This window comes from Pseudomonas sp. ICMP 3272, from assembly GCF_001466905.1.
Lineage (GTDB): Bacteria > Pseudomonadota > Gammaproteobacteria > Pseudomonadales > Pseudomonadaceae > Aquipseudomonas > Aquipseudomonas amygdali.
The window spans coordinates 1-18,029 of sequence record NZ_LKEK01000074.1; the positions used below are offsets into that span (position 1 = coordinate 1).

Sequence of the window (18,029 nt, forward strand, 5' to 3'; positions counted from 1 at the left end):
AAGCCGTGCCCGGTTAACCGGTGCACGGCTTTTTCACAGCAAGCGGTTGCTTACTTGTTGATCGAGTCGGTCAGCACTTTGGCTGGTACGAACTTGATAACTTTCTTGGCAGCGATTTCGATGGCAGCGCCAGTCGAAGGGTTGCGGCCAGTGCGAGCCGGACGCTCTGCAACTTTCAGTTTGCCGATACCTGGCAAAGTGATTTCCACGCCGTTTTCCAATTGGTCGGCAACAATTTGGCCCAATTGCTCAAGAGCATTACGCGCGGTAGTTTTTGGCGCGTCGATAGCTTCAGCGATATCGGCGATCAATTGGTCTTTAGTAAGAGCCATGGTGGTGTTCCTTCCCTATCAAATTCATTTGGATTGCAGAGTGCAACGTCGGCCCGTGGCCAGGCAATGAACCTGGCCACCCGCTAGCAGCCACGATTAATCGCGAAAGTGTAGATACTGAAACCGGGCAATGGTTCGACCTACGTGTGCGCTAACTGCATGCTTGACGCGCTAAGTGCGCAAGACCGCGCAAAACTAGCACAGAGCCGGACAAATATCCGCCTCTACCTATCCTTTTGGTCAGGTTTTAATGCTAATTGCACAAAAAACACCCAGCAAACACTCGCTGCAGGCGAAAACCAGCCTGCCCCGGGCCATCAGGCGCACGCGTGCGTTACACTTGCCGTCTTGCAACGAGCTGCACGCTCTTCACCTTTTTCAGCCGAGAAGCCCATGCCGATCCGTCATTGCATCGTCCACCTGATCGATAAAAAACCCGACGGTACGCCCGCTGTTCTCCATGCACGCGACTCCGAACTCGCTGAGTCCCAGGCCATCGAGAACATGCTGGCCGACCTCAACGAGAGCTACAACGCCAAACAAGGCAAGGCATGGGGCCTGTTCCATCCAGAATCCGGCGCACACCCGTTCAGCGGCTGGCTGAAAGAGTATCTGGACGGTGGCAACGACTTCACCGCGTTCTCGCGCACGGCGGTCGAGCATCTGCAGAAGCTGATGGAAGAATCCAATCTTTCCGTCGGTGGCCACGTGCTGTTTGCCCATTATCAGCAAGGCATGACCGACTACCTGGCCATCGCCCTGCTGCACCACAGTGAAGGCGTGGCAGTGAATGCCGAGCTGGACGTCACCCCTTCACGCCACCTGGACCTGGGCCAGTTGCACCTTGCTGCGCGAATCAACCTGTCGGAATGGCAGAACAACAAACAGTCCAAGCAATACATTTCGTTCATCAAGGGCAAGAACGGCAAGAAGGTTTCCGAGTACTTTCGCGACTTCATCGGCTGCCAGGAAGGCGTTGATGGCCCTGGTGAAACACGCACCCTGCTCAAGGCCTTCAGTGACTTTGTCGAAAGTGAAGACCTGCCGGAGGAGTCAGCCCGCGATAAGACCAAGACCCTGGTCGATTACGCCAGCAGCCAGAGCAAGATGGGCGAGCCGATGGGCCTGGAAGAACTGTCCGAACTGATCGACGAAGATCGTCCGCGCGCGTTTTACGATCACATCCGCAACAAGGATTACGGCCTGTCCCCGGAAATACCGGCGGATAAGCGCACCCTCAACCAGTTCCGCCGTTTCACGGGACGCGCCGAAGGACTGTCGATCAGCTTCGAAGCTCACCTTCTGGGCGACAAGATCGAGTATGACGAAAGCGCAGGCACCCTGATCATCAAGGGGCTGCCGACCCAACTGACCGATCAGTTGAAGCGACGGTAACCGACATGCTGATACGCACCCTCAAGAAGTTCGCGCTGATCATGCTGGTTGTGGTGGTTTATCAGAACTGGGGCAAGATCGAGAACTTCGTCAACCCGCCGCCAGCAAGCGTTGCGCAGAGCTACAGCCAGGCGAAAGTGGTGATGTACGCCACTGACTGGTGTGGCTACTGCAAACAGACGCGGCGCTTTCTCGACAGCAAAGGGATTGCGTATCAGGAGTTCGACATCGAGAAGTCCGAAGAAGGCCGCAAGGCCTACGAAGCACTGGGTGGCAGAGGCATACCGCTGATCGACGTCAACGGCACCTTGATCCGGGGATTCGACCCGGATCAGATACTGGCAGCATTGAAATAGCCTGGAATACCGTGCCAAAGCTCCGCTTCCCAGATCTGTGCCGCATTACACACTCAAGAGAGGACGCAGAGCGTCCAGAACGGCATGCGACGCAGAGCGTCGCACGATAATCGAGATTACGGCATGTCGGCGTGGCGCCGCACGATAGTCGAGATTATCGTTCCTCACGCTCCAGCGTGGGAATGCCTTGCGTGACGCTCCGCGTCACAGATCTTTGCCGCACTGCACACTCAAGAGAGGACGCAGAGCGTCCAGAACGGCGTGCAACGCAGAGCGTCGCACGATAATCGAGATTACGGCATGTCGGCGTGGCGCCGCACGATAGTCGAGATTATCGTTCCTCACGCTCCAGCGTGGGAATGCCTTGCGTGACGCTCCGCGTCACAGATCTTTGCCGCACTGCACACTCAAGAGAGGACGCAGAGCGTCCAGAACGGCGTGCAACGCAGAGCGTCGCACGATAATCGAGATTACGGCATGTCGGCGTGGCGCCGCACGATAGTCGAGATTATCGTTCCTCACGCTCCAGCGTGGGAATGCCTTGCGTGACGCTCCGCGTCACAGATCTGTGCCGCATTGCACACTCAAGAGAGGACGCAGAGCGTCCAGAACGGCATGCGACGCAGAGCGTCGCACGATAATCGAGATTACGGCATGTCGGCGTGGCGCCGCACGATAGTCGAGATTATGTTCCTCACGCTCCGGCGTGGGAATGCCTTGCGTGACGCTCCGCGTCACAGATCTGTGCCGCATTGCACACTCAAGAGAGGACGCAGAGCGTCCAGAACGGCATGCGACGCAGAGCGTCGCACGATAATCGAGATTACGGCATGCAACACAGAGCTTCGTAACCTTCAGCGCTTCTCGACCCGGAATCCCATTCTCGGGAAGTGCACATGCACGACGCCAGCGCGTTCATCTTCGCGGCGCAGGATCAACTCTTCGCGCCCGGTAAAGATCAGTTCACCCTCAACCGCCTCGACGCCATAGTCGACTGCCGAGACAGCGACCTCGTCGCCCGCCTTGAAGCCATTCGGATCAACAAAGACTTCGTCGGGCAGTGGCGCAGGCGTTGCATTTCTGGCGACTTCAATGGCATCAGCCGAACTCAGGTCGCTGAACGTGCCATGCCCAAACCCCAGAACGCGATCAAGCCAGGCACTGACACCCGGATAATCATCGACAAAGGGCGCAGTCACTGGCGTTTGCTTGAGAAACCACAGCGTATGGGCAACCGAAAAATCGGCAATCGAAGGTACGCCAAACAGAAAATCACCACCGCGCGACAGCTGCAACTCCAGGCGTGACATCAGCGTGGGCCATTGATGCTTGACCTGCTCGACAGGCGGGCGTGAAGCCGTACCACCGTTGAACAGCGTGGAACGGTCAGCAATGAACGCCTTGGCAGCGTCTGGCGGCACTTTGGCAAATCGTACAGCCATAGATTCAGGCTGAAACACCAGGCTCACGGCATGCAGGAACAGCACCGAATCCGCCCAGGCGGCCAGACCGGCAACCGAAAACTCCTGACCTTGCGGATAAAACGCTGGCGAAGCCTTTTCCTGCTCAAGGCGGCGTGCCATCAATGCCGTGTCACAGTAGATATCTGCGCCAGCCTGCAACACGGGCGTCCTGCGATAACCGCCTGTCAGCGCGGTCAGGTCGGGCTTGGGCATGATCGACGGGATAGTCACCGAGCGCCATGTGAGGCCTTTGAAACCCAGCATCAGGCGGGCTTTTTCGGCAAACAGTGACGTGGGGTAATGGTGAAGAATCAACTCGGACATGTTCAGCCTCTGCGCACTCGGGAAGCACACAGCTTAACCCGCAGTACCCTGCCCGCCCACAGACTCAAGCTGATGGCACGACATCACGCTCATGGATCGGGGGTCAGGCGTAACTGGCTGCCAGTGCCTCTTTGGCGCTTTTTCTGAGTTTCTTGATCAGCCGCTCCTGACGCAACGCCTCACCCTTGCTGGGCCACTGTTCGACGTAGACCAGCGCCATTGCCGGGCTGGAAGAGAAAAAGCGCGCGCCCTTGCCGCTCTTGTGCATAGCGAATCGGCGCTGCGGATCATCACTGATGCCACAGTACAGCGAGCCGTTGGCAGCGCGCACCAGATAGACAAACCAGGGTTTGCCGACCGCCTGTTCGGAAGTCGGCGCACTCGCGGTGCTGGCAACCTCAGGCACGGCGATTCTCTGAAAAGGTCTTCAGGCCCTTGAGCGCCTGAGCCCTGACGGCATTGCGTACCAAAGGCGTCCAGCCCAGCAGCAGGCCTTTCAAACCCAGTGCCTGACGCGACCAGCGCCACATATCGAAGTGATCGTGATGCTCGCAGATCTTCCCATCACGAAACATGAAACGGGCCTGAATATCGTTGACCACCGTGCGCCCGGTCTGACTGAACAGATAGGTCGCCACCCAATGCGCAGTGCCCGCGCGGTCATCGGCACGCACCTGATCGAAGACCACCGAGAAATTTTTCGCCCGGGAAGTCAGCATGCGCCACATGTCACCTACCTGAGGCCCACGCAACTCACCAAATGCCGGGTCGCTGAACAGCACGTCCTCGGTGTAACAAGCGCTCATCGCCTCTGCATCGAGTTGCGCGAACGCTTCGTAAAAGCGAGTGATCAGTGCGCTGTTGGCCTGACTTTGTTCCTCGTAGTTCATGCGTGCACATCCCTTGGCGAATTATGCGTGCACGATAAGCGGCGCGGAGAAAAATGGCGAGAGATTGATGGCCTTATACCTTCTCGCTGTTCACCTGCACCTGCAGCGCCCGACCGGCACCCATGCCCGCGATGATGGCACCCAGCCCCAGCACTGCGAAGATCCAGCCAATCGCGTTCCAGCTACCGGTCATGTCGTGAACCACGCCCACGGCAAATGGCCCGGTCGAGGCGATGGTGTAGCCAAAGCCTTGCGCCATGCTCGACAGGTTGGCGGCGACATGTGAGTCGCGCGAGCGCAGGACGATCAAGGCCAGCGCCAGGCTGAACGTGCCGCCCTGCCCGATCCCCAGCAGGATGGCCCAGCCCCACAGTCCGCCGAGCGGAGCGTACAGGCAGCCGAACAGCCCGGTCAGTGTGAGCGACATGACCAGCATGATCGCCAGACGCTGATCCTTGCCGCGTGTGGCCAGATAGGGCACCGCCAGGGCGCTGATGACTTGCGCGATGATCGAGCCGGACAGCAGCAGACCGGCCTGGGTCGGCGTCAGGCCGCGACCGATGAGAATCGAGGGCAGCCAGCCGAAGACAATGTACGACAGCGACGATTGCAGGCCCATATACAGCGTGACCTGCCACGCCAGCGGGTCACGCAACAGACCGCGAACTCGATAGACATCGCGATGTGAGCCATGCATTTCACGTGCTTGTGGAAACCAGAACAGCGCCGCAATCAACGCCGGAATCAGCCAGAAACCCAGACCTATTTGCCAGCTGTCGCCGACGTACTGGCTCAGCGGCACCGTCGAACCGGCTGCAATCGCAGCGCCCAGGCACAGCGCCATGGTGTAGACACCGGTCATGGCCCCGGCCTTGTGCGGGAAATCGCGCTTGACGATACCGGGCAACAATACGCCGATGATCCCGATGCTCGCGCCCGCCAGCAGGCTGCCGGTAAACAGGCCGACTTCGCCGAACAGGCTGCGTACTGCCAGACCCGACGCCAGTGTCAGGAGCACCACCAAAACCACCCGTTCACTGCCAAAACGCCGGGCAAGAATCGGTGCCAATGGCGCGAACAGGCCCAGACACAAAACCGGCAAGGTGGTCAGCAAACCCGCTTCGGCAGCCGACATCCCAAGGCTTGCGGACACCTCGTTAAGCAACGGCGCAACGCTGGATAACGCGGGGCGCAGGTTGAGGGCGACCAGCACCAGCCCCAGCAGCAACAGCCAGGGGCGCTTCAGAACAGGATGGGCTTGATCGGTAATCGGTTGGGGGCTGGATTGAGCCTTGGCAGTCATCGGTTTCTCGGTAATCAGGTATGTCGACCCTTTTCAGGGGGGCGGTATCCTGTTGGAGAATCATCGCGAATACAAGGTTCAGCCAGAATTGCATACAAGATGCATGGCAAATGCAGGCGAAAAAAAACCGGGCGCTTGGCCCGGTTTTCCGTGGAGCAGCTACTGACTCAGTGAATGATCTGACTGAGGAACAGCTTGGTACGATCGCTTTGCGGGTTGTCGAAGAAGTCGTTCGGCGCGGCCTGTTCGACGATTTCGCCTTTGTCCATGAAGATCACCCGGTTCGCCACGGTGCGGGCAAAGCCCATCTCGTGAGTCACGCACAGCATGGTCATGCCTTCTTCTGCCAGGCCAACCATGGTGTCGAGCACTTCCTTGACCATTTCCGGGTCAAGCGCCGAAGTCGGCTCATCGAACAGCATGATTTTCGGCTTCATGCACAAGGCACGGGCAATCGCTACACGCTGCTGCTGACCACCGGAAAGCTGACCCGGAAACTTGTGGGCCTGCTCCGGAATACGCACACGCTCCAGATAATGCATGGCGATTTCTTCGGCTTTCTTTTTCGGCATGTTGCGTACCCACATCGGTGCCAGCGTGCAGTTCTGCAGGATGGTCAGGTGCGGGAACAGGTTGAAATGCTGAAACACCATGCCGACTTCACGGCGGATGGTCTCGATCTGCTTCAGGTCGGAAGTCAGTTCGGTGCCATCAACGATGATACGACCCTGCTGGTGCTCTTCCAGACGGTTGAGGCAACGAATGGTGGTCGATTTGCCCGAGCCCGATGGGCCGCACAGTACGATACGTTCGCCCTGACGCACGTTCAGGTTGATGTCCTTGAGTACATGGAACTGGCCGTACCACTTGTGGACGCCCTCCATGCGGATCATGCCTTCAGCGCCCAGAGGCTTATTGATAACTTCACTCATCACAAAACTCCTAACGCTTGTGGCCTGTGTCCAGCTTACGTTCCAAATGCATGGAATAGCGGGACATACCGAAACAGAAGATCCAGAACACCAGGGCCGCGAAGACATAGCCTTCAGTGGCCATACCCAGCCATGCCGGGTCGGCGGTGGCTTGCTTGACGCTGTTGAGCAGGTCGAACAGGCCGATAATGATCACCAGACTGGTGTCTTTGAACAAGGCAATGAAGGTGTTGACGATGCCGGGAATGACCATCTTCAACGCCTGCGGCAAAATCACCAGCCCCATGCTGCGCCAGTAACCCAGGCCCATGGCCGCGGATGCTTCGTACTGGCCCTTGGGGATGGCCTGCATGCCGCCGCGTACCACTTCGGCGATGTACGCCGACTGGAACAGAATCACGCCGATCAGCGCCCGTAGCAGTTTGTCGAAGTTCATCCCTTCGGGCATGAACAGCGGCAGCATCACCGACGACATGAACAGCACGGTGATCAGCGGCACGCCGCGCCAGAACTCGATGAACGTGACGCACACCACACGCACAGCCGGCATGTTGGAGCGACGGCCGAGCGCCAGCAAAATACCCAGCGGCAAGGCACCGACGATACCCACGGTGGCAATCACCAGGGTCAGCATCAGGCCGCCCCACTGGCTGGTCGGTACGTTGGTCAGACCAAAAGCACCGCCGTGCAGCAGGTAGAAGGCGACAATCGGGTAAATCACCAGAAAGGCAATACCGTAGACAGCCTTGCGCTGAAACTTCGAAATGAACAGCGGCGCAGCACCGACAATCGCCAGGACGGCGGTCAGGTCGACCCGCCAGCGCAGCTCATTGGGGAAGTAGCCGTACATGAACTGGCCGAAGCGCTGCTCGATGAACACCCAGCAGGCGCCCGCCTTGGTGCAGTCTTCCTTGGTCGTGCCGACCCAGTTGGCGTCCAGCAGAGCCCAACTGATGATCGGCGGAACGACCAGATAGATCAGGTAGAGCGAGAACAGGGTCAGCAGGGTGTTGATCCAGCTGGAGAACAGGTTCTGCCGCATCCACGCCATCGGGCCGAACACTTTGCCCGGTGGTGGCATATCAGGTTTGAAAGTATGAGTCGTCATGCGCGTTTCCTCACCGCTCGATCAGCGCAATGCGCTTGTTGTACCAGTTCATCAGCAGGGAAATGCTGATACTGATCGCCAGGTACACACTCATGGTGATGGCAATGACTTCAATGGCCTGTCCGGTCTGGTTGAGCACCGTACCGGCGAACAGGGAAACCATTTCCGGATAACCGATGGCTGCTGCCAGCGAAGAGTTCTTCGCCAGGTTCAGGAACTGACTGGTCAACGGTGGAATGATCACTCGCAGCGCCTGCGGAATGATGACCTTGCGCAGCGTCGGCCCGGGGCGCAGCCCCAGCGAGCGGGCAGCTTCGGTCTGACCGTGACTGACCGACTTGATGCCCGAACGCACGATTTCAGCGATGAACGCCGCCGTGTAGATGGTCAGTGCCAGGGTCAGGGAGATCAGTTCCGGGATCAGCACCCAGCCACCGGTGAAGTTGAAGCCCTTCAGTTGCGGCAGTTCCCAATGCACCGGGCTGCCGAAGACCAGCATGCTCAGGCCCGGGATCACCAGCAATAACGCCAGACCGACCCAGAACTTGTGAAACGGCTGACCAGTGGCTTCGAAGCGCTTGTTGGCCCAGCGCACCATCATCACGATCGCAATCACGGCAACCACGATGCTGATCAGGAACGCCCATGCACCTTCGGCCGGCAACGCTCTGGGCATATTGAGCCCGCGGCTGCTGACGAAGAACATGTCCAGATAACCATGCGCCTGACGCGGACCAGGCAGCGTGAGGAATACGGCGGTGTACCAGAAGAGGATCTGCAGCAGTGGCGGAATGTTGCGGAAGACTTCGACATAAACAGTTGCCAGCTTGCTGATCATCCAGTTCGGAGACAAGCGAGCGACACCAATGACAAAGCCCAGCAAGGTCGCCAGGACAATACCGATGACCGACACCAGCAAGGTATTCAGCAAGCCGATGACGAATACGCGGGCATAACTGTCCGCTTCGCTGTAGTCGATCAGGTGTTGAGCAATACCGAAACCGGCACTGTTCTCAAGAAAACCGAAACCCGAGGTAATACCACGGTGTTGCAAGTTGGTCTGGGTATTGTCGAAGATGAACCAGCCCAACGCGATCACCGCCACGACAGTGATGATCTGAAATAACCACGCGCGCACTTTCGGATCGCTCAGAGAGAGCTTTTGCTTGGGTGCGACGATTTGCTTTTCCATGAAATGCCCCAGGAAAAATCCAACAGAACAACGCCCGACAGGCTGGGAAGCCTGTCGGGCGCCGGGTCAATCAACGAATAGGTGGAGCGTACTGAATGCCGCCGGCATTCCACAGAGCGTTCTGGCCGCGCTTGATTTTCAGCGGGGTACCTTCGCCCAGGTTGCGTTCGAACACTTCGCCGTAGTTACCGACCTGCTTGACGATCTGCACGACCCAGTCTTTCGGCAGCTTGAGGTCCTTGCCGTAAGTACCGTCGGCACCCAGCATACGGGCTACGTCAGGGTTCTTGGTCGACTTGGCTTCAGCTTCAACGTTCTTGGAAGTGATTTTGGCTTCCTCGGCGTTGAGCATGGCGAACAGGGTCCAGCGAACGATCGAGAACCAGTCTTCGTCGCCTTTACGCACGACAGGACCCAGCGGCTCCTTGGAGATCACTTCAGGCAGAACGATGTAATCGTCCGGCTTGGCCAGCTTGCTGCGCTGTGCGTAGAGTTGCGACTGGTCGGAAGTCAGTACGTCGCAACGACCGCCTTCCAGCGACTTGGCGCTTTCGTCGGAGGTGTCGAAGGTGATCGGGGTGTATTTCAGGCCGTTCGAACGGAAGTAGTCGGAGACGTTCAGCTCGGTAGTGGTACCGGCCTGGATGCAGATGGTTGCACCGTCCAGTTCCTTGGCGCTTTTGACGCCCAGCTTGTTGTTTACCAGGAAGCCGATACCGTCGTAGTAAGTTACGCCGGTGAACACCAGGCCCATGCCCGCATCACGGGAGCTGGTCCAGGTGGTGTTACGCGAAAGGATGTCGATCTCGCCGGATTGCAGTGCAGTGAAGCGCTCCTTGGCGTTCAACTGGCTGAACTTGACCTTGGTGGCGTCGCCGAATACTGCGGCGGCTACTGCGCGGCAGACATCAGCGTCAATACCGGTGATCTTGCCGGTGGAGTCCGGAACGGAGAACCCTGGCAGGCCATCGCTGACGCCGCACTGAACAAAACCTTTCTTCTGAATAGCGTCAAGGGTGGCACCGGCGTTGGCAGCCCCGGTTACACCAAATGCGGCCAGGGCGGTGACGACAGCCAGGGTGGATTTCAACATCTTCATTCAAAAACCTCCAGTTTGCTCTTTGTTGTGTAGGTGTTTAAGTCGCGTCGCACCTTTGTGAGGCGCTAATGACCCGTGCTGGCTTATTTTTGGGTCATGCAACGCTGGGCCTGAATCACGAATCGTCTGCGGGATCATCCCGTCATTCGTCTTCATCATTCAGAATCGGCCCCGTGGACTGAAACCCCATGATTTTCCCGGACCAGAGCGGTACAGGTTGAATCGTGCCGCGAATCCTGACGCATGGACTCCCGAGCTGCTTTTCGATCGCTATAAGTAATAGCCTTATAGTGTTACCGAACGATGAGAGCGCCTCGACTCCAGTCCTGCTGTAGCAAAGCCCGTACCAGCATGCTGGCTATGTCGAATTAGCGACAGGTCAAGACAAAAACTTGTAATCTTGCGACATCTTCTTTCATTTTTAATCTAACCGCGCACCCTATTAATGCGCTCTAAATGAGCCAGCGCACACAAATGGAGCAGACATGAGCGAACCTTTGATCATCCAACCTTCAGGCACAGCGGATGCCTGCGTTATCTGGCTGCACGGGTTGGGCGCCGACCGCTATGATTTTCTTCCGGTCGCCGAGATGCTGCAGGAGTCGCTGACGACCACACGTTTCGTCCTGCCTCAGGCACCGACACGCGCCGTAACGGTCAATGGCGGCTATGAAATGCCAAGCTGGTACGACATCAAGGCCATGAGTTCCGAGGCCCGCGCCATTGATCACGATCAGATGGAAGCCTCGGCACAGAAGGTGCTGGACCTGATCGAGCAACAACGCGACAGCGGCATCGACCCGTCACGGATATTTCTGGCAGGCTTTTCCCAGGGCGGCGCGGTGGTGTTACACGCAGGCTATAGACGCTGGCAGGGTCCGCTGGGCGGTGTACTCGCGCTGTCCACTTATGCCCCGACATTCAGCAATGAGATGACACTTTCAGCCAGCCAACAGCGCATTCCTGCCTACTGCCTGCATGGCCAGCATGACGAAGTGGTACACAACCCCATGGGCCGGACGGTGTACGAGCACCTCAAGGCTCAGGGTGTAACCGCGCAATGGCAAGAGTACCCAATGGGGCATCAAGTGTTACCGGAGGAAATCCGTGACATCGGCGTCTGGCTGGCTGACAAGCTGCGCTGAAGCGCCCTGGGCCCGCCTGCAACTGACCGCTTTTGTAGCTCGCCACGGATGGCACTACGCCGAGCACGGTTCTTGCTTTACACTGCTCGGCGTACATTCCTTAACCAATTGATGAGATGACCGTGCTCAAAGCACTTAAAAAGATGTTCGGTAAAAGTGAGGCTGAGCAGCGCGCGCCTGGTCCGACAGCCTTTATTCCCGCCTCCCCCGCTGCCGCAGGCGACACACCGGATCATGCCCAGACTCAGCTTTCGGACACCGTCAACGAGCCCTCCAAAGCCAGAGCACCGCGCACCGACAAGCCAAGAGCCGAGCGCCCGCGTCGTGAGCGCGTGGCAAAACCGCCTGCGCCAGCATGGAAACTCGAAGATTTCATCGTCGAACCGCAGGAAGGCAAGACCCGCTTCCACGATTTCAACCTTGCGCCTGAACTGATGCACGCGATTCAGGACCTTGGTTTCCCCTACTGCACACCGATTCAAGCGGGCGTGCTGGGCTTCACGCTCAAAGGCAAGGACGCGATCGGTCGCGCCCAGACCGGTACCGGCAAGACCGCTGCGTTCCTGATCTCGATCATCGAGCAACTGACCCAGACGCCACCGCCAGCCGAACGCTACATGGGTGAGCCCCGCGCGCTGATCATTGCGCCCACTCGCGAACTGGTGGTGCAGATCGCCAAGGACGCCGCCGACCTGACCAAATACACCAACCTGAACGTCATGACGTTCGTCGGTGGCATGGATTTCGACAAGCAGCTCAAACAACTTGAAGCACGGCACTGCGATATTCTGGTGGCCACGCCTGGCCGCCTGCTGGACTTCAACCAGCGAGGCGAAGTGCATCTGGACATGGTCGAAGTGATGGTTCTGGACGAAGCCGACCGCATGCTCGATATGGGTTTCATCCCGCAGGTGCGTCAGATCATTCGCCAAACCCCGCACAAGGGTGAACGCCAGACGCTGCTGTTCTCCGCGACCTTCACCGAAGACGTGATGAACCTCGCCAAACAGTGGACGACGGACCCTTCCATCGTCGAAATCGAATCGTTGAACGTCGCCAGTGACAACGTCGAGCAGCATATCTATGCCGTTGCCGGTGCCGACAAGTACAAGCTGCTCTACAACCTGGTCACCGACAACGGTTGGGAACGGGTGATGGTCTTTGCCAACCGCAAGGACGAGGTGCGACGCATCGAAGAGCGCTTGGTACGCGACGGTGTCAATGCCGCGCAACTGTCGGGCGATGTGCCGCAGCACAAGCGCATCAAGACCCTTGAAGGCTTCCGCGAAGGCAAGATCCGCGTACTGGTCGCCACCGATGTGGCCGGTCGTGGTATCCACATTGACGGCATCAGCCACGTGATCAACTTCACCCTGCCAGAGGTACCGGACGACTACGTGCACCGCATCGGCCGTACCGGTCGCGCAGGTGCCGATGGCGTCTCCATCAGCTTCGCTGGCGAAGACGACTCCTACCAGTTGCCCGCCATCGAAGAGAAGCTGGGTCGCAAGATCAGCTGTGAAACACCACCGACTCACCTGCTCAGAGCAGTAGTGCGGCAAACGACCTGATACATGTGGCCAACAAAAAAGCGCAGCCCTTACGGGGCTGCGCTTTTTTTGTGCCTGCCGGAAATCAGCAGCGTGAGAATCAGTCAGTACCGTACTTCGGCGAACGTGGACCATAAAGCAGGCCCGCCGGCCGACCAGCAGTGAGCAGTCGGTTGCTGGCTATCCCGGCGATGGGATGACCGGCATCGGTCGAACTGTTGATGATCTGCTTGACCGCCGCGGTAATCAGCATACCCACCAGACCGCCACCGCTATTGTTGCCGCCCTCTTCACTGGACGCCGACGCGGTACCCGTCCACAGCGCAGTACCGGTGCGCAGATCAACCAGCTTTGCCGTGACCGTCACGACGGTCTGGCTATTGATGACCACGTAACTGGTGCCGTATTGCTTGACCGTGATGTACATCGCGGCGTCGGCTCCGAAGATCTCACGCAGCTTGGCGGGCGATGTCGCCTGAATATCATTGGCGTTGGTCAGGCCGTTATTGCGAAACGTCTCGTCAACCAGCGCCACTGGCAACACGTAGTAGCCCGACTCGGCCAGCGGGTAGGTCACCTGCGAGAAGGTGCTGTACGTCGCCTTGACGTCAGGCGATTCGTTGACCGGCGGCAGTACCAGAATCGAACGCGGTTTGCTTTCCTTGAAGGCCGAGTAGTCCACCGTCGGCGGGGTAACACAACCCGACAGCAGGGCAACGGCAAACAGGCTTACAGCAACTTTCAGATGAGCGAGGTTCATTTGACGACTCCTGCGTGGGCGTTCTTGAGCAGGAAGTCCATATAAGTGGCCGACTCGGGAAACAGTGCCTTTTCCGTGCGCAACTCCTGAACCATCTGGTCATCCTTGCCAATGCTGCCGTATAGCATGCCCAACTGAGCATGGTAGCCCGGTGGCGGCGTCGCGTTGGTAGAGCGGATTTTCTGCAGGTCTTCTTCGAGCTTGGCGACCTGGGCTTCCTTGGACTCGCCTTTGAAATACTCGTACACCTCAGGCTGGTAACTGCCCCACTGGTACAAGGTTTTCGGCTGTTGGACACAGCCCGTCAGGCACGCGCCGGCGACTAAAAGCATTGCGACACTGCGCAACGAAACATTAAAACGATTCATGAACACCACAAATTCCCTTTTGAAATATCAGTTGGCAGTCGGTTTCCAGGCACCGCTGTCGAGCGCACGCACCATGTTGTTGACGGCTTCGCGCATGGCCAGGTCCAGAACCTTGCCGTTGAGTGTCGAGTCATAACTGGCGGTGCCGCCAAAGCCGACGACTTCACGGTTGGAAAGCTCGAACTCGCCTGCGCCCTGAGTCGAGTACACCACTTCCGAGGTGCTGATATTGACGATGTTCAACGCGACTTTCGCGTAGGCAATCTGGGATTTGCCGCGGCCCAGCAGGCCGAACAGTTGCTGATCGCCGACTTCTTTGCGACCGAACTCCGTCACGTCACCGGTCACTACATAGTCAGCACCTTTCAAGCGCTGAGCGGTGGATTTGATAGCCGCCTCCTGCTTGATCTCCTCCATGTTGTCGCGATCCAGCACATTGAACCGGTTGGTTTGCTGCATGTGGGTGATCAGGATGGTCTTGGCTTGACCGCCAAGACGATCGACGCCATCGGAAAAGATCCCGCGCATATAGCTGGAGCGGTTATCGAACTTGCCGACCGCAACCGGGTAGCGCGCACCGGCATAGGCAACTCCAGCACTTTCAACCTTTGTCACAGGCAGCGCCCGCGAGCTTTCCGTTGCACAACCAGCAACCAGCAATAAAGCCGCTGTCGTCATCCCTGAAACCAAAAACTGCTGAAGTTTCTTCACATTCTGCTCCGAGCGTTTACGAAAAACTGTCCGCAACGTGGCTCGCAAAACGCGATCACGTTCGGACAGTTATTGAATAGGATTGGGCAAAGCAAATAGGCCGCTTCTTCGCGGCCGCGCATGATAGCCCGAAGCCATCTTTCTGTACCGAGAAAGATGCAAATAGACGATATCAAAAGCGGAAGGTCAGACGTTCAGGCAAAAAAGATGGGCGCAACGACCCACGACTACCAGCGCCGGGCTGCTGCCTGATCGCTATCGCGGCCTTCAACCCACTGCGGTCCCTCGGAAGTCTTTTCCTTCTTCCAGAACGGCGCGCGGGTCTTGAGGTAGTCCATGACGAAATCGCAGGCTTCGAACGCTGCCTGCCGGTGAGCGCTGGCAACGCCCACGAATACTATCGGCTCGCCGGGCTCCAGCGCCCCTACCCGATGCAGCACATCAACGCGCAGCAACGGCCAGCGCTGTTCGGCCTCGGTAACGATTTTTGCCAGTGCCTTTTCGGTCATGCCCGGATAGTGCTCCAGAAACATGCCGGACACTTCACGCCCTTCGTTGAAATCCCGCACATAGCCGACAAAACTGACCACCGCGCCGATGCCGAGGTTGGCAGCATGCAGCGCGTTGACTTCAGTGCCGGGGTCGAACGCCGCAGCCTGAACACGAATGGTCATATTCAGCCTCCGGTCACGGGCGGAAAGAACGCGACTTCATCACCATCAGACAGCGGCTCGGTCGGCTTGCAAAGCTCCTGGTTGCGGGCACACATCAGGTTCTGCTCGGCAAGGACCTGCCAGGCCTCGCCACGCTGCAACAGCGTTTGGCGCAGTGCATCCAGCGTGTCGAACGTGCCTTCGACAGACTCGCTGTCCAGGCCAAGGACTTCACGGTAACGGGCAAAATACTGAACCTGTACCTTCATGACGAGACCTGTGCCTGATCGGCAATGAAGTGACCGCTCTTGCCGCCGAGCTTTTCCAGCAGCCGAACCGACTCGATGACCATGCCGCGATCAACCGCCTTGCACATATCGTAAATAGTCAGCGCCGCAACGCTGGCAGCGGTCAGGGCTTCCATCTCCACACCGGTCTGCCCGGCCAGCTTGCAGCTCGCAGTAATACGCACCGCATCATCGCCGTCAGCGGCGAGGTGAACCTTGATGCTGGTGAGCATCAATGGATGGCAGAGCGGGATCAGATCACTGGTTTTCTTTGCCGCCTGAATACCGGCGATACGCGCAACGGCAAATACATCCCCCTTGGGATGACCGCCGCTGACAATCATTTGCAGCGTGGTGGGCAGCATGCGCACCACTGCTTCGGCCACCGCCTCACGGGACGTCACGGCTTTATCCGTGACATCGACCATATTGGCGCGACCCTGGGAATCGAGATGAGTGAGCACAACGTTACTCCTTGGCAGAAGCAAGAAGTGTAGAGGGAGTGGCAGTTACACGCTACAAGCCGTGAGCTGCAAGCAAGGAACCCATTCACACATGGGCTCCCCGCATGCATCTGATTTACAAATGACTCTCCGCGTATTCGGCCAGTATCGAGCGTGGCACGCCTTGCAGGGTGATGTGCACGCCGTTCGGGAAGTCCTTGAAGCGCTCCGTCAGGTAGGTCAGCCCGGAACTGGTGGCTGACAGATAAGGGGTGTCGATCTGCGCCAGGTTGCCCAGGCAGACCACTTTGGAACCGGCACCGGCACGGGTGATGATGGTCTTCATCTGGTGCGGGGTCAGGTTCTGGCATTCATCGATCAGGATCAGGCTTTGCTGGAAGCTGCGACCTCGAATGTAGTTGAGGGATTTGAACTGCAACGGCACCTTGCTGAGGATGTAGTCGACACTGCCGTGAGTGTTTTCATCATCCATGTGCAGCGCTTCAAGGTTGTCGGTGATCGCGCCGAGCCAAGGCTCCATCTTTTCCGCCTCGGTGCCGGGCAGGAAGCCAATCTCCTGATCCAGGCCCTGAACACTGCGGGTAGCGATGATGCGCCGGTAGCGCTTGGTGACCATGGTCTGCTCGATGGCAGCGGCCAACGCCAGAATGGTTTTACCCGAACCCGCGGCACCGGACAGGTTGACCAGGTGAATATCCGGGTCAAGCAGTGCGAACAACGCCAGCCCCTGATAGATATCACGCGGTTTCAGGCCCCAGGCTTCCTGATGCAGCAGTGGCTCCTGATGCATGTCCAGAATCAGCAGTTCGTCGTTCTTGACGCCCTTGATCCAGCCCACGAAGCCCTGTTCATCGACAATAAACTCGTTGATATGAACCGCAGGCAGCATTTCATTGAGCTGTACGCGGTGCCAGGTACGGCCACGCTCCTGACGGGTGTCGACCTTGTTGACGCGGTCCCAGAACGAACCGGTCATGTCGTGGTAGCCACGCGACAACAGCGAAACGTCGTCGACCAGCTGGTCGGTGCTGTAATCCTCGGCCGCAATGCCGCAGGCGCGGGCCTTGAGGCGCATGTTGATGTCTTTGGTCACCAGCACAACGCTCAAGTCCTTGTTGCGCGCATGCAGGTCGATCAATTGGTTGATGATGATGTTGTCGTTGAGGTGTTCGGGGAGCAGGCTGTTGGGTTCCTCGCGTTTGCTCATCAAAATCGACAGAAAACCTTTGAAAACACCGGTCCCGCGGTCGATCGGCACGCCCTTTTCAACTTCTTCAGGGTTAGCCTCGCCGAGGGTCTTGTCGATCAGGCGGATGGCCTGGCGGCACTCGGCAGCAACCGAATGTTTACCGGCCTTGAGTTTGTCCAGTTCCTCCAGAACCGTCATGGGGATGGCGACGTGGTGTTCTTCGAAATTCAGCAGTGCGTTTGGATCATGAATCAATACGTTGGTATCGAGCACGTAAAGGATTGGCTGGTTAGTGGAAGGGGTGCGTCCGTGGTCATCCATACTCGCTCACCTTTGTAGAAGCCGGGCGACGCAGAACCACGACAGTACTGCGCCACGAAAAGGCCGCCGGATTCTTCCCTTCAGGCAGGGGAGAAATGTCGCTCAAGGTGGGTCTTGGAAGACGCCACCTGTGTTGCAGGTTTCGGCGGTCTGTATTCGTAATACAGCAAAAGGGATGACAGAAAAA

At 58.0% G+C, this 18,029-nt stretch carries 20 protein-coding genes; 4 read left to right on the plus strand and 16 right to left on the minus strand.

All coding sequences use genetic code 11. From position 1 onward, the window contains the following. Window positions 1-50 precede the first annotated feature (50 nt). Window positions 51-332: an HU family DNA-binding protein gene (locus tag AO068_RS20565; protein ID WP_002552279.1), complete on the minus strand. Its 282-nt coding sequence runs from the start codon at window positions 330-332 to the stop codon at window positions 51-53. A 393-nt stretch (window positions 333-725) separates the two neighbouring features. Between AO068_RS20565 and yejK the strand changes: the two genes are divergently transcribed. Both yejK and AO068_RS20575 read left to right on the plus strand, forming a co-directional pair. After that, on the plus strand, window positions 726-1,727 hold the full coding sequence (gene yejK, locus AO068_RS20570) for a nucleoid-associated protein YejK (protein WP_058409296.1): 1,002 nt from the start codon (window positions 726-728) through the stop codon (window positions 1,725-1,727). Window positions 1,728-1,732: 5 nt separating this feature from the next. After that, a complete protein-coding gene (locus AO068_RS20575) occupies window positions 1,733-2,083 on the plus strand; it encodes a glutaredoxin family protein (protein WP_002552277.1) in 351 nt (116 codons plus the stop codon). 854 nt (window positions 2,084-2,937) lie between these two features. On the opposite strand, the gene AO068_RS20580 is transcribed toward AO068_RS20575, so the two are convergent. From AO068_RS20580 to AO068_RS20620, 8 genes are all read right to left on the minus strand, one after another. After that, window positions 2,938-3,870, minus strand: a complete 933-nt coding sequence (locus tag AO068_RS20580; protein WP_058409297.1) for a glutathione S-transferase family protein — start codon at window positions 3,868-3,870, stop codon at window positions 2,938-2,940. A gap of 103 nt (window positions 3,871-3,973) precedes the next feature. Next, window positions 3,974-4,276: a GIY-YIG nuclease family protein gene (locus tag AO068_RS20585; protein WP_058409298.1), complete on the minus strand. Its 303-nt coding sequence runs from the start codon at window positions 4,274-4,276 to the stop codon at window positions 3,974-3,976. After that, a complete protein-coding gene (locus AO068_RS20590) occupies window positions 4,269-4,760 on the minus strand; it encodes a nuclear transport factor 2 family protein (RefSeq protein ID WP_058409299.1) in 492 nt (163 codons plus the stop codon). The genes AO068_RS20585 and AO068_RS20590 overlap by 8 nt, the downstream gene beginning before the upstream one ends. Window positions 4,761-4,833: 73 nt before the next feature. Then, complete coding sequence (locus tag AO068_RS20595) at window positions 4,834-6,063, minus strand: CynX/NimT family MFS transporter (RefSeq protein WP_058409300.1); 1,230 nt, start codon at window positions 6,061-6,063, stop codon at window positions 4,834-4,836. Between the two features lie 167 nt (window positions 6,064-6,230). Continuing rightward, entirely contained in the window at window positions 6,231-6,995 is a 765-nt protein-coding gene (locus tag AO068_RS20605; RefSeq protein ID WP_003365366.1) for an amino acid ABC transporter ATP-binding protein, read from the minus strand. A gap of 10 nt (window positions 6,996-7,005) precedes the next feature. Continuing rightward, window positions 7,006-8,103 (minus strand): amino acid ABC transporter permease, encoded by a 1,098-nt coding sequence (locus AO068_RS20610; RefSeq protein ID WP_058400626.1) that lies wholly within the window; start codon window positions 8,101-8,103, stop codon window positions 7,006-7,008. 10 nt (window positions 8,104-8,113) lie between these two features. Next, window positions 8,114-9,295 (minus strand): amino acid ABC transporter permease, encoded by a 1,182-nt coding sequence (locus tag AO068_RS20615; protein WP_002552269.1) that lies wholly within the window; start codon window positions 9,293-9,295, stop codon window positions 8,114-8,116. Between the two features lie 70 nt (window positions 9,296-9,365). Beyond that, entirely contained in the window at window positions 9,366-10,394 is a 1,029-nt protein-coding gene (locus AO068_RS20620; protein ID WP_002552268.1) for an amino acid ABC transporter substrate-binding protein, read from the minus strand. A gap of 485 nt (window positions 10,395-10,879) precedes the next feature. On the opposite strand from AO068_RS20620, the gene AO068_RS20625 reads away from it, so the two are divergent. Both AO068_RS20625 and rhlB read left to right on the plus strand, forming a co-directional pair. After that, on the plus strand, window positions 10,880-11,539 hold the full coding sequence (locus tag AO068_RS20625) for an alpha/beta hydrolase (protein WP_058409301.1): 660 nt from the start codon (window positions 10,880-10,882) through the stop codon (window positions 11,537-11,539). A 116-nt stretch (window positions 11,540-11,655) separates the two neighbouring features. Next, window positions 11,656-13,110, plus strand: coding sequence for an ATP-dependent RNA helicase RhlB (gene rhlB, locus AO068_RS20630; RefSeq protein WP_058409302.1), 1,455 nt, complete (start codon window positions 11,656-11,658; stop codon window positions 13,108-13,110). Window positions 13,111-13,189: 79 nt separating this feature from the next. Here rhlB and AO068_RS20635 read toward each other — a convergent pair whose 3' ends face one another. The 7 genes from AO068_RS20635 to AO068_RS20665 form a co-directional block, all read right to left on the minus strand. Continuing rightward, window positions 13,190-13,849 carry a DUF799 domain-containing protein gene (locus AO068_RS20635; RefSeq protein WP_058400623.1) on the minus strand — a complete coding sequence of 220 codons (660 nt, stop codon included), beginning with the start codon at window positions 13,847-13,849 and terminating at the stop codon, window positions 13,190-13,192. Further along, entirely contained in the window at window positions 13,846-14,217 is a 372-nt protein-coding gene (locus tag AO068_RS20640) for a DUF4810 domain-containing protein (protein WP_058409308.1), read from the minus strand. The genes AO068_RS20635 and AO068_RS20640 overlap by 4 nt, the downstream gene beginning before the upstream one ends. A gap of 27 nt (window positions 14,218-14,244) precedes the next feature. After that, window positions 14,245-14,895: a CsgG/HfaB family protein gene (locus tag AO068_RS20645; RefSeq protein ID WP_058400622.1), complete on the minus strand. Its 651-nt coding sequence runs from the start codon at window positions 14,893-14,895 to the stop codon at window positions 14,245-14,247. Between the two features lie 260 nt (window positions 14,896-15,155). After that, complete coding sequence (moaE, locus tag AO068_RS20650) at window positions 15,156-15,602, minus strand: molybdopterin synthase catalytic subunit MoaE (RefSeq protein ID WP_005746013.1); 447 nt, start codon at window positions 15,600-15,602, stop codon at window positions 15,156-15,158. A 2-nt stretch (window positions 15,603-15,604) separates the two neighbouring features. Continuing rightward, window positions 15,605-15,850 carry a molybdopterin converting factor subunit 1 gene (gene moaD, locus AO068_RS20655; protein WP_004658311.1) on the minus strand — a complete coding sequence of 82 codons (246 nt, stop codon included), beginning with the start codon at window positions 15,848-15,850 and terminating at the stop codon, window positions 15,605-15,607. Beyond that, window positions 15,847-16,332: a cyclic pyranopterin monophosphate synthase MoaC gene (moaC, locus tag AO068_RS20660; protein ID WP_044320541.1), complete on the minus strand. Its 486-nt coding sequence runs from the start codon at window positions 16,330-16,332 to the stop codon at window positions 15,847-15,849. Before moaC ends, moaD begins: the two co-directional genes overlap by 4 nt. Window positions 16,333-16,447: 115 nt before the next feature. Further along, window positions 16,448-17,842, minus strand: coding sequence for a PhoH family protein (locus AO068_RS20665; protein ID WP_002552259.1), 1,395 nt, complete (start codon window positions 17,840-17,842; stop codon window positions 16,448-16,450). Between the last annotated feature and the right edge of the window lie 187 nt (window positions 17,843-18,029).

What these genes read in the sequence shown, in the direction of transcription:
- AO068_RS20605 (WP_003365366.1), bottom strand. Translation starts at nt 6,995, where the DNA reads ATGAGTGAAGTTATCAATAAGCCTCTGGGCGCTGAAGGCATGATCCGC.
- AO068_RS20665 (WP_002552259.1), bottom strand. Translation starts at nt 17,842, where the DNA reads ATGGATGACCACGGACGCACCCCTTCCACTAACCAGCCAATCCTTTAC.
- AO068_RS20645 (WP_058400622.1), bottom strand. Translation starts at nt 14,895, where the DNA reads ATGACGACAGCGGCTTTATTGCTGGTTGCTGGTTGTGCAACGGAAAGC.
- rhlB (WP_058409302.1), top strand. Translation starts at nt 11,656, where the DNA reads ATGACCGTGCTCAAAGCACTTAAAAAGATGTTCGGTAAAAGTGAGGCT.
- AO068_RS20565 (WP_002552279.1), bottom strand. Translation starts at nt 332, where the DNA reads ATGGCTCTTACTAAAGACCAATTGATCGCCGATATCGCTGAAGCTATC.
- moaE (WP_005746013.1), bottom strand. Translation starts at nt 15,602, where the DNA reads ATGACCATTCGTGTTCAGGCTGCGGCGTTCGACCCCGGCACTGAAGTC.
- AO068_RS20610 (WP_058400626.1), bottom strand. Translation starts at nt 8,103, where the DNA reads ATGACGACTCATACTTTCAAACCTGATATGCCACCACCGGGCAAAGTG.
- yejK (WP_058409296.1), top strand. Translation starts at nt 726, where the DNA reads ATGCCGATCCGTCATTGCATCGTCCACCTGATCGATAAAAAACCCGAC.
- AO068_RS20575 (WP_002552277.1), top strand. Translation starts at nt 1,733, where the DNA reads ATGCTGATACGCACCCTCAAGAAGTTCGCGCTGATCATGCTGGTTGTG.
- AO068_RS20615 (WP_002552269.1), bottom strand. Translation starts at nt 9,295, where the DNA reads ATGGAAAAGCAAATCGTCGCACCCAAGCAAAAGCTCTCTCTGAGCGAT.
- AO068_RS20595 (WP_058409300.1), bottom strand. Translation starts at nt 6,063, where the DNA reads ATGACTGCCAAGGCTCAATCCAGCCCCCAACCGATTACCGATCAAGCC.
- moaD (WP_004658311.1), bottom strand. Translation starts at nt 15,850, where the DNA reads ATGAAGGTACAGGTTCAGTATTTTGCCCGTTACCGTGAAGTCCTTGGC.
- AO068_RS20590 (WP_058409299.1), bottom strand. Translation starts at nt 4,760, where the DNA reads ATGAACTACGAGGAACAAAGTCAGGCCAACAGCGCACTGATCACTCGC.
- AO068_RS20620 (WP_002552268.1), bottom strand. Translation starts at nt 10,394, where the DNA reads ATGAAGATGTTGAAATCCACCCTGGCTGTCGTCACCGCCCTGGCCGCA.
- AO068_RS20640 (WP_058409308.1), bottom strand. Translation starts at nt 14,217, where the DNA reads ATGAATCGTTTTAATGTTTCGTTGCGCAGTGTCGCAATGCTTTTAGTC.
- AO068_RS20580 (WP_058409297.1), bottom strand. Translation starts at nt 3,870, where the DNA reads ATGTCCGAGTTGATTCTTCACCATTACCCCACGTCACTGTTTGCCGAA.
- AO068_RS20635 (WP_058400623.1), bottom strand. Translation starts at nt 13,849, where the DNA reads ATGAACCTCGCTCATCTGAAAGTTGCTGTAAGCCTGTTTGCCGTTGCC.
- AO068_RS20625 (WP_058409301.1), top strand. Translation starts at nt 10,880, where the DNA reads ATGAGCGAACCTTTGATCATCCAACCTTCAGGCACAGCGGATGCCTGC.